This window comes from Streptomyces sp. ICN903 (assembly GCF_022015835.1).
Lineage (GTDB): Bacteria > Actinomycetota > Actinomycetes > Streptomycetales > Streptomycetaceae > Streptomyces > Streptomyces fenghuangensis.
This window is the reverse complement of record NZ_JAKMAY010000235.1, coordinates 1-8,997: the sequence shown is the minus strand read 5'-3', so window position 1 is coordinate 8,997 and position 8,997 is coordinate 1. Positions and strand designations below refer to the sequence as shown.

Annotated in this window: 8 protein-coding genes and 2 pseudogenes; 8 read left to right on the top strand and 2 right to left on the bottom strand. The window is 74.2% G+C overall.

The features are described 5' to 3' along the window. The 3 genes and pseudogenes from L7D48_RS21360 to L7D48_RS21350 all read left to right on the top strand — a co-directional run. A pseudogene (locus L7D48_RS21360) lies at positions 1–693 on the top strand (DUF11 domain-containing protein); the annotation flags it as partial. Next, positions 690–1,391, top strand: a complete 702-nt coding sequence (locus L7D48_RS21355; protein ID WP_237881446.1) for a DUF4255 domain-containing protein — start codon at positions 690–692, stop codon at positions 1,389–1,391. The pseudogene L7D48_RS21360 and the gene L7D48_RS21355, both read left to right, overlap by 4 nt. After that, positions 1,388–3,508, top strand: coding sequence for an ATP-binding protein (locus tag L7D48_RS21350; protein WP_237881444.1), 2,121 nt, complete (start codon positions 1,388–1,390; stop codon positions 3,506–3,508). The genes L7D48_RS21355 and L7D48_RS21350 overlap by 4 nt, the downstream gene beginning before the upstream one ends. Before the next feature lie 101 nt (positions 3,509–3,609). Here the strand turns inward: L7D48_RS21350 and L7D48_RS21345 are convergent, their stop codons facing one another. Both L7D48_RS21345 and L7D48_RS21340 read right to left on the bottom strand, forming a co-directional pair. Continuing rightward, the gene (locus L7D48_RS21345) at positions 3,610–4,080 is read right to left on the bottom strand and encodes a hypothetical protein (protein WP_237881442.1); all 471 of its coding nucleotides are present in this window, start codon (positions 4,078–4,080) and stop codon (positions 3,610–3,612) included. A 57-nt stretch (positions 4,081–4,137) separates the two neighbouring features. Next, a complete protein-coding gene (locus tag L7D48_RS21340; RefSeq protein WP_374493144.1) occupies positions 4,138–5,652 on the bottom strand; it encodes a DUF4157 domain-containing protein in 1,515 nt (504 codons plus the stop codon). A gap of 248 nt (positions 5,653–5,900) precedes the next feature. Between L7D48_RS21340 and L7D48_RS21335 the strand changes: the two genes are divergently transcribed. From L7D48_RS21335 to L7D48_RS21315, 5 genes and pseudogenes are all read left to right on the top strand, one after another. Next, positions 5,901–7,460 (top strand): phage tail sheath family protein, encoded by a 1,560-nt coding sequence (locus tag L7D48_RS21335; protein WP_237881439.1) that lies wholly within the window; start codon positions 5,901–5,903, stop codon positions 7,458–7,460. A 34-nt stretch (positions 7,461–7,494) separates the two neighbouring features. Next, on the top strand, positions 7,495–7,935 hold the full coding sequence (locus tag L7D48_RS21330) for a phage tail protein (protein ID WP_237881436.1): 441 nt from the start codon (positions 7,495–7,497) through the stop codon (positions 7,933–7,935). Next, positions 7,932–8,423, top strand: coding sequence for a zinc-ribbon domain-containing protein (locus tag L7D48_RS21325; RefSeq protein WP_237881434.1), 492 nt, complete (start codon positions 7,932–7,934; stop codon positions 8,421–8,423). The genes L7D48_RS21330 and L7D48_RS21325 overlap by 4 nt, the downstream gene beginning before the upstream one ends. Continuing rightward, on the top strand, positions 8,420–8,578 hold the full coding sequence (locus L7D48_RS21320; RefSeq protein WP_020938517.1) for a DUF6760 family protein: 159 nt from the start codon (positions 8,420–8,422) through the stop codon (positions 8,576–8,578). Before L7D48_RS21325 ends, L7D48_RS21320 begins: the two co-directional genes overlap by 4 nt. A gap of 4 nt (positions 8,579–8,582) precedes the next feature. Then, positions 8,583–8,997 (top strand): annotated as a pseudogene (locus L7D48_RS21315) (hypothetical protein); the annotation flags it as partial.

Below are 8,997 nucleotides of genomic sequence, written 5' to 3'. Positions count from 1 at the left end.
CCCGCCGATCCGCCGCCCGCCGTGCCCCCGGCGCCGGACGAACCCGAGGCCGGGCCCGGGGTCCGCGTCACGGCCCAGCCGAACCCCGGCTACGTCGGCGGGCGCGTCGTGGTGACGTACACGGTCCGCAACGGCCGCAACGCCCTGGCGACCGGGCTGCGGCTGCGCATCGGCCTGCCCCGGGGTGTCCCGCACAACGGGCCGCCGCCGGGCTGCGACCGCTCCTGGACGTGCGCGCTGCCGGATCTGGCTCCGGGTTCGAACACGGTCGTCCGGGTCGTCCTCAGCCCCGACAGGGCACTGACCGGCCGTGTCACCGGCGAGCTCACCACCACCGGGACGGACGCCGACCGGAGCGACAACACCGCCCGGCAGCGGCTGCGCGTCCTCCAGCCGCGCATCGTGGCGGTGCCGGAAGTCGGCAAGCCCGGCTTCGTCACCTCGGTGCGGGGCAGGGACTTCCCGCCGGGAGTGCCGGTGCGCTTCACCTGGAAACCGGGCATCACCGCATCGGCGGCGCCGACCGTGCCGGGCCCCGACGGCACGTTCATCGGCCAACTGCTCATCCTCGCCAAGGAGCAGACCGGACCGCGCACCATCACCGCCACCGGCCCCGGGTTCTCGGCGGTCAGGACCGACTTCCTGGTGGTCAGCGGCAGTGTGCAGCCGCCCGGCGAGGTGACCCGCCGGTGATCCACGAGGTCGACGAGGGGCTGCGCCGCCTGCTGGGCGAGTCCGGCCTGGAGGCGTCGGGCGTCGAGGTGGTCTTCGACGCCCCCACCCGGGACTGGGCAGCCCGCCGCAGCGCCCCGACGGTCTGCGTCTTCCTGTACGACATCCGTGAGGACGCCACCCGGCGCGGCAGCGGCGCCGGGGAGGTGTACGACGCGGACGGACGGCTCGTGGCGCGGCGCACCCCGCCGCGCTGGTTCGAGCTGACGTATCTGGTCACGGCGTGGGCGAGCCGCCCGCAGGACGAGCACCGGCTGCTCTCGCAGGTGCTCGCCCGCCTGGTGGCGGCCGACACCCTGCCCGCGCGGCTGCTCACCGGCACGCTCGCCGAACTCGGCCTGACCGTGGGCCTGGACACCGCCGGGGCCGGGCTCGACGCGCCGGCCGCCTCGGATGTGTGGTCGGCGCTCGGCGGGGAGCTGAAGGCATCGCTGGGGGTGCGGGTGAGGGCTCCGCTGGCCGGGGTGAGCCACACCGTCGCACCGCCGGTCACCGAAGGACTCACCGTGCGTTCCGCCGCCCGGCACGGGGACGGGGAGCCGGCGGGACGGCGGCTGCGCTACACGGAGGTGGGCGATCCGGGACCGGAGGGCTTCGCCGGTCCGCGCGAGCGGCCGTCCGTCCCCGCCCGGCGCCGCAGGGGGGAGCGCCGACCGTGACGCACACCGCCGGAACCGCCCCGCGGACCGCCGCCGAAACCGCCGCCGGCGTGGAGCACGTGTGGGCGCGGCTTCGCGCGGTGGAAGAGCGGGTGCGGTGCGCGGTGGCGTCCCGCCGCGCCGCCGATCCCGACCCCGACGACCCGTACCGGGGCCAGTACCTCACCCCCGAGGCCGCGGCCCGCATCCTGGAGGAGCCGGGCGGCCTCGGCCTGCCCGCCCACGAACCCCGGCGCCCGCCGGCCGGCACCGTCCTGGACGGCCTCGCCCGGCACTTCGGTCTGTCCCCGCTGGACCTGGACCTGCTGCTGGTCGCGGTGGCGCCCGATCTGGACGCGCGGTTCGAGAGGCTCTACGGCTACCTCAACGACGACCTGACGCGCCGCCGGCCCACGGTCGGGCTCGCCCTGGAACTGTGCGGACTCGCGGCGGCGGCGCCCGCCCGCTTCCGGCTCGCCCCCGGAGCGCCGCTGGTCGAGGGCGGCCTGGTGGAGGTCACCGAGCCGGAACGGCCACCGCTGTCCCGCGTCCTGGCCGTACCCGACCGGGTCACCGGGCATCTGCTGGGGAACGACCGGCCCGACGCCCGCCTCGCCGGGGTGCTCGGCGAGGCGTGGGAGGATGCGGCCGCCGACCCGGCGCGGATCCGCCGAACGGCCGCCGCGGCCGGGACCGGAGTCGGCCTCGTCCACCTGCGTGGCCTGGGCGGCGACGCCGGAGGGCTGGCCGTGGCCGCCCTGCGCGCGGCCGGGCCGCGTCCGCTCGTCCTGGACGCGGCGGCGCTCGCCCGGCGCTCCGGCGACGTGCCGGCCCTCGCCCGGGTGGCCGCCCTCGAAGCCCGCCTGACCGGTTCCGGGGTCGTCCTCGGCCCCCTGGAGGCACTGCCCGACAAGCCCGGAGAGCGGGCCCGGACGCTGGGAACGCTGTGCGCGGCCCTGCGGGGCATCCCGCTCCTGACGCACGGCACCACCGACTGGGATCCGGCGTGGGCGGCCGACACCCCCGTCACCGTGACCGTGCCCGCGCCCTCCCCCGAGCGGCAGGCCGCGCGCTGGCGGTACGCCCTGGAGCGGGCCTCCGGCGGCATCCGCGCGACCGGCCCCACGGCCGGGGACACCGTCGGCGACACCGAGGCGCTCGCCCGGGCGGTCGCCGCGCACCGCCTGGACTCCGGGCAGCTGCGCCGCGCCGCCGACGTGGCGGCCCGCACCGCCGCCCTGGAGGACCGACCGGTGGGCCCCGACGACCTGCGGGCCGCCGTGCGGGCCCAGAACGGCGCGGGACTCGACCGGCTCGCCCGCCGGGTCGAACCGGCGGTCGGCTGGGAGGATCTGGTGCTCCCGCCGGTCACCCACCGGCGGCTGCGCGAGCTCGCGCTGCGCGCCCGCCACCGCGAACAGGTGCTCGGGCAGTGGGGGATGCGGCCCGGCGGCGGCCGGGGGCGCGGGGTGGTCGCGCTGTTCGCCGGCGAGTCGGGCACCGGCAAGACCATGTCCGCCGAGGTGGTCGCGGCGGATCTGGGCATGGACCTGTACGTGGTGGACCTGTCCACGGTCGTCGACAAGTACGTCGGGGAGACCGAGAAGAACCTGGAGCGGATCTTCACCGAGGCTTCGGCCGTCAACGCGGTGCTGCTCTTCGACGAGGCCGACGCGATCTTCGGCAAACGCTCGGAGGTGAGGGACGCGCACGACCGGCACGCCAACATCGAGTCGGCCTACCTGCTCCAGCGCATGGAGTCCTTCGACGGGATCGCGGTGCTCACCACCAACCTGCGGGCCAACCTGGACGAGGCGTTCACCCGCCGCCTGGACGTGGTGGCCGACTTCCCCGTGCCCGACGCCGGGCAGCGCCTGGCCCTGTGGGAGCGGTGCCTGGGCGGGGCGCTGCCCCGGGACGGCGATCTGGACCTCGCCTTCTGCGCGGACCGCTTCGAGATGGCCGGCGGCTCGATCCGGGCCTGCGCGGTGACGGCCGCCTACCTGGCGGCGGAGGCAGGCGGGCCGCTCACCATGCGGCAGGTGGTGACGGCGGTCGCGCAGGAGTACCGCAAGCTCGGCCGGCTGGTCCTGGAGAGCGAGTTCGGGCCGTACCTGGCTGAGGCCGCCGACGCGTGAGGGGCGGGTCCGACCCGCCTCACGGCCGGCGGACACCGTTCGCGCCGGCCGGTGCCGCGACCGGTCCACGGCCGGGACCCGGCCGGGAGTCCGGGGCCGGTTCAGCCGTACGCGGCTGACTCCCAGCCGTCCCCTTCGCCGAGCCCCGCCAGCCAGGACGTGTCGCGCACACGGATGGTGATCCGGGCATTGGGCAGCCGGGACGCGTCGTGCCACAGCTCACGCCAAGCGTCCTCGAAGGCCGTTTGCCAGTTCCGGGCGTCCTCGGGGCTCAGACCGCGTGCGCGCAACCGGTCCTCGATGCGTCGTTTCTCGGCTCGCTCCTCGAAGGGGAGGTTACGGCGGTCGGTCACGGTGACGGTGTCGATGATCTCCGCTGCCGCGCCAGGGTCGGCGTCCCGTCCGCGGACCGAGGTGTCGACGGCCGCGCGTTCCCTTCCGTCGACGATCAGCCGCAGTGCGAAGACCTTGCTGTCCGGGACGTCGCCGCTGTCCGGGTGAGCCGCGGTGAGGCGGAGCGTCAGTTCACGGTCGCCGATCTCCTCGATCCGGGCGTTCCACAGGCTCGACACGGGTACTCCTTCGTTTCCGTGCGCCGGTTCCGTTCTGGTTCTCCTACCCGGCGCGGGCTACAGCCGCAGTACCCCCGAGGCGATGGAGAAGGCGAGGGATTCCAGAGCGGTCTCTCCGTCCCTGTGGTTGGCGACCCGCATCCAGAACGTGGTCACGTTGGCTCCTGACGCCGCCTGCCGGGCGTTGGGCCGTGGCGGCGCGAAGGGGATGAGCTCGAAGGCACGCAGTACGTCATCGCCGGTCATGCCCCCCAACAGGCCCGTGAACTCCGTCTTGCGGGATGTGGCGATGCTGTGCAGGAAGTCGACGTCGTTCTGGTCCCACACCGAGCTCGAGTTGGAGAAGCTGGTGTACTGCTTCAGTACGGGCAGGGTCAGAGCGCTCAGCTGCATCGGAGCCCTGGTGTCGGCCGGCTGCGGGGTGTTGAAGCGGAAGACCTGTCCGTTGTGCTGCCATGTCCAGCCGGTCGCGGGCGTGAAGAGCTTGTGGTACACCGCGAGCTGGGTGGGGAAGTTGGGCGCGGCGGCCTGCTGCGCGGCCGAAGCGGTGGCCGGGGCGACGTTCCCGTACTGCACCTCGACGCCGAAGTAGACGTAGTCGCCGGGTGCCGCGGCGGCTGCCGTGACGTCCTGCTTCAGGGCGTTCTCGAAGTTGCGCTCGTATGTCTGGTTGTCGCTCTGTGAGGCGGGCACCAGGTTGTCGGCGCTGCCGGGGCCGCCGGCTTCGTTGTTGACCAGGTGGAAGCGGATCCACCGATTGGTCAGGCCCAGGGAGCGGATGTAGTCGTAACCCGGCGGGTCCTGGAACGGAGGGCTCCCTTTCAGGTGTCCGTCGGTGAGCATCTCGGCCGCCACGGCCCGGCCGCTGCTGTCAATCCTTCCGGAAAAACTGCGTCCGCTCGGATTGGCGGTGTAGTCCAGGGCCCGCTGCACGGCTTCACCGACGGTCCGCCGTCCTTCCGGAGCGGGTGCGGGCGACACATCGGCGGCAGGCAGCGGCGCCCGCATGACACGGGTGGCGTTCGCCTCGGCCTCCCGCTCGAAGCGGTCGGAGGGGTCGGAGACCCGCAGGCCGTCGCCGTGGTCGGTGCCGGAGACCGGGCCCTGGCGCTGCTGGACGACGTGGGTGAGTTCGTGGGCGAGGGTGTGCCTGTCGCCGCCGCCGTCGCCGATGACGACGTGGCTGCCGGAGGTGTAGGCGCGTGCCCCGATGGCGCGGGCCGAGCGGGCGGCGGTGGCTCCGGTGTGCAGCCGCACGTCGGAGAAGTCGGTCCCGAACCGGGCCTCCATCTCCCGGCGCACCGGCGCGGCGAGCGGTTTGCCGGCCGAGCGCAGAACCTCGTGCACCCCGGTGTCCGGCTGCTCCGGGGCGACCGCGGGGGCCGCGCGGCGGGCGATCATGCCGACCACCGCTGCGTTGCCCGCGCCGCGCTGCGCCGCGCGGAGCGCGGCGGCGGTGAGCGGGGGCGGCACAGCAGCGCCGCCCCCGGGGGCCTCCCGCCGGGTGGCGGCCCGGCCACTCGCCGGCTGCCGGTCCTCGCTCCGCTCGGTGCGCTGCCTGGCTCTTTGCACCTGCTGCCTCCTCGTCGGCGCACCCCTGCTGCGGCGCCCAGTGGACCGCGCGGGCGGGCGGGTCGTCCAGGTCCGCGAGGGCAGCGCGAGGGCAAAGGCGGGCGGCGGCCGGGCGGCCGGCGCGGGGGGCCCGGAAAGGCAGCGGTCCTGCCCCCGGCCGGGGCCGCGGGTCCCTGTCCCCGGGCCGGACCCGCCGCGCAGACTCGGCCTGGACACAGGTGACCCGCAAGAACGCTTAAGGAGCGAGCATGCCGACGTACCTCACCCCGGGCGTGTACGTGGAGGAGGTGCAGTCCGGTGCCCGCCCGATCGAAGGGGTCGGCACCGCCGTCGCCGCGTTCGTCGGGTTCGCCGGGAGCGGCCCGTTCCACACGCCGACGCTGGTCACCAACTGGGACCAGTACACCCAGATCTTCGGCGGCTTCACCGAGGGCACCTACCTGGCCCACGCGGTCTACGGGTACTTCTCCAACGGCGGCGGCGCCGCGTACATCGTGCGGATCGGCGGTTCCGCCGAGGAGCCCTCCGTTCCGGCGGCCGACGGTGCCCGGCGGCAGGCGGGCGGGGCGGTGGAGCCGGTGGAGATCGGCGGCTTCCTGGTCGCGGCCCGCCCGGGTGTCTCGGGGGTGTCGGTGGAGATCGCCGACGCGGACGGCGAGGACCCGCCCCAGGACCGCTTCAAGGTCCTGGTCCGCCAGGGTGACCAGGTGGTGGAGACGTACGAGGCCTCCACCCGCAAGAACGTCAAGGGGTACCTGGTCAACCAGGCCCGCGCCTCCAAGCTGATCGAGGTCACCGAGCAGCAGGGCGCCGGCCAGAGCAGGCCCGCCAACCAGACGGTGGCACTGCCGGGCGCCCCGGGCGCACCCGCATCCCCCGGCTCCGGCGAGGTGTCCCGCCTCGACGCGTCCGAGTACGTCGGCGACCCCGCGGCCCGCACCGGGTTCGGCGGCCTGGAGACCATCGACGAGATCACCATGGTCGCGGTGCCGGACCTGATGAGCGCCTACCGGCGCGGCGACATCGACGCCGAGGGCGTGCGCACCGTGCAGCTGGCGGTGGTCTCGCACTGCGAGCAGATGGGCGACCGGGTGGCCGTCCTGGACACCCCGCCCGGGCTGACCGCCCAGCAGGTGCGCTCCTGGCGCAACGACGAGGCGGGCTACGACTCCCGGTACGCGGCCCTCTACTACCCGTGGGTGCGGGTCTTCGACCCGGCCGCCGGACGCAACGTCCCCGTCCCGCCGAGCGGCCACATCGCCGGCGTGTGGGCGCGCAGCGACGCCGAGCGCGGCGTGCACAAGGCGCCCGCCAACGAAGTGGTCCGCGGCGCGGTGGACCTGGAGTTCCGGCTCAGCAAGGGCGAGCAGGACCTGCTGAACCCGATCGGCGTGAACTGCGTGAGGGCCTTCCCCGGCCGGGGCGTGAGGGTGTGGGGGGCCCGCACCCTCTCCTCCGACCCGGCCTGGCGCTACCTGAACGTACGCCGCCTGTTCAACTACCTGGAGGAGTCGATCCTCCTGGGCACCCAGTGGGTGGTCTTCGAGCCGAACGACGACCGGCTGTGGTCGAGCATCCGGCGCAACGTCACCGCGTTCCTCACCGAGGAGTGGCGCCGGGGCGCGCTGTTCGGCCGCACCGCCGAGGAGGCGTTCTACGTCAAGTGCGACCGCGACAACAACCCGCAGGAGTCCATCGACCAGGGCCGGGTCGTCTGCGAGATCGGCGTCTCGCCGGTCAAGCCCGCGGAGTTCGTGGTGTTCCGGCTGGCCCAGTTCTCCGACAGCACCAGCCTCATCGACGAGTGACCCACGGGTCCGCAAGGAAAGGTGACCAACAGTCATGGCAGTGGGCGATGCTCTTTCCACCCACGTCTTCGGCGTGCAGCTCGGCGGCTATCTGGTCGAGTCGGTCCAGGAGATCAGCGGGCTGACCGTCGAGGAGGAGGTCGTCGAGGTCAAGCAGGTCAGCGCCGAGGGCAAGCAGATCATCCGCAAGCAGCCCGGCGCCCGGCAGGCCGGGGAGATCACGATCACCCGGGGACTCGACCAGAGCAGCGAGTTCACCAACTGGATCAAGGAGACCCTGAACAACGGCGCCGTGAACTCCGCGCGGCAGAACCTCACCATCGAGATCAAGGACTCCGAGGGCAGCACCGTCCGCCGCATCCAGCTGATGCAGGGCTGGGCCTCCAGGTGGGAGGGCCCGTCCCTGAAGGCCGGCGAGTCCTCTCCGGCCACCGAGTCCGTCACGATCGTGTTCGAGGAGATCATCGTCGAATGAGACGCCGTACGGTGACGGCGGGCAACCTGGAGGAGATCCTCCAGGTGACGGCGCCCGCCCCGGCCGCGGAGCAGGCGGCGGCAGCCCCCGCCGCCCCGCCGCCCGGAGAGGACCACGGGCTGCGCACCGAGTTCGAGTTCGAGCTGCCCCGCGGCTACGTCGACGAGGCGGGCACGGTGCACCGCCACGGCGCGATGCGCCTGGCCACCGCCCGCGACGAACTGCGGCCCCAGATCGACCTGCGGGTCAAGGAGAACCCGGCGTACCTGAGCGTGGTGCTGCTGAGCCAGGTGATCACCCGGATCGGCACGATCACCGATGTGCACGCCGGGATCGTGGAACGGATGTACGCCACCGACGTCGCCTTCCTCCAGGACTTCTACCGCCGCGTCAACAGCGAGGGCCACACCCGGGCGGCGGTGACCTGCCCGCACTGCGAGGGCGGCTTCGAGGTCGACCTCTCGGGTGGGCGCCTGGGGGAATCGTGACGTACGCCCTTCCCCGGCTCCGGGAGGAGATCGCGTACATCGCCTACCACTTCCACTGGCAGCGCGAGGAGATCCTCGACCTGACCCATGACGAGCGCCGGCAGTGGGTGGCCGAGATCGCCCGCATCAACACCCGCGTGAACGAAGGCGGTTGAGAACATGGCTTGGTGGGGCAGGCTGCGCCGCCGGACCGCCTCCGCCGGGCGGACCGCGGGAGCGGACGGCCCGTCCGGGGGAGGCGGCCCGGACCGGGGCGCGCCCGGCGGGCCGGTTTCCTCCGTGCCCGGCGACTGGGACGGCGGCTGGCGCCGCACCGCGCCACCGGAACTCACCGTGGCACGCGCACCGCTCGGTGTCAGCGACGGCCTCGCCTTCCGTGCGGGCCTCGCCGCCTGGCGGAACCCGTCGTTCGGCACCGGCCTCGGCCACGCGGTGCTGCCCGCGGCACCGGCCGGCCTGGTGCGTGGTGTCGCCCGCCCGGCCGCCCCTCGGCACGCCCACGAGGGCGGGGGGCCGCTGCTGCTGCGGGCACTGCGCCCGCAGGAGGCCGACGGTCCGCAGGAGGACGCGCCGG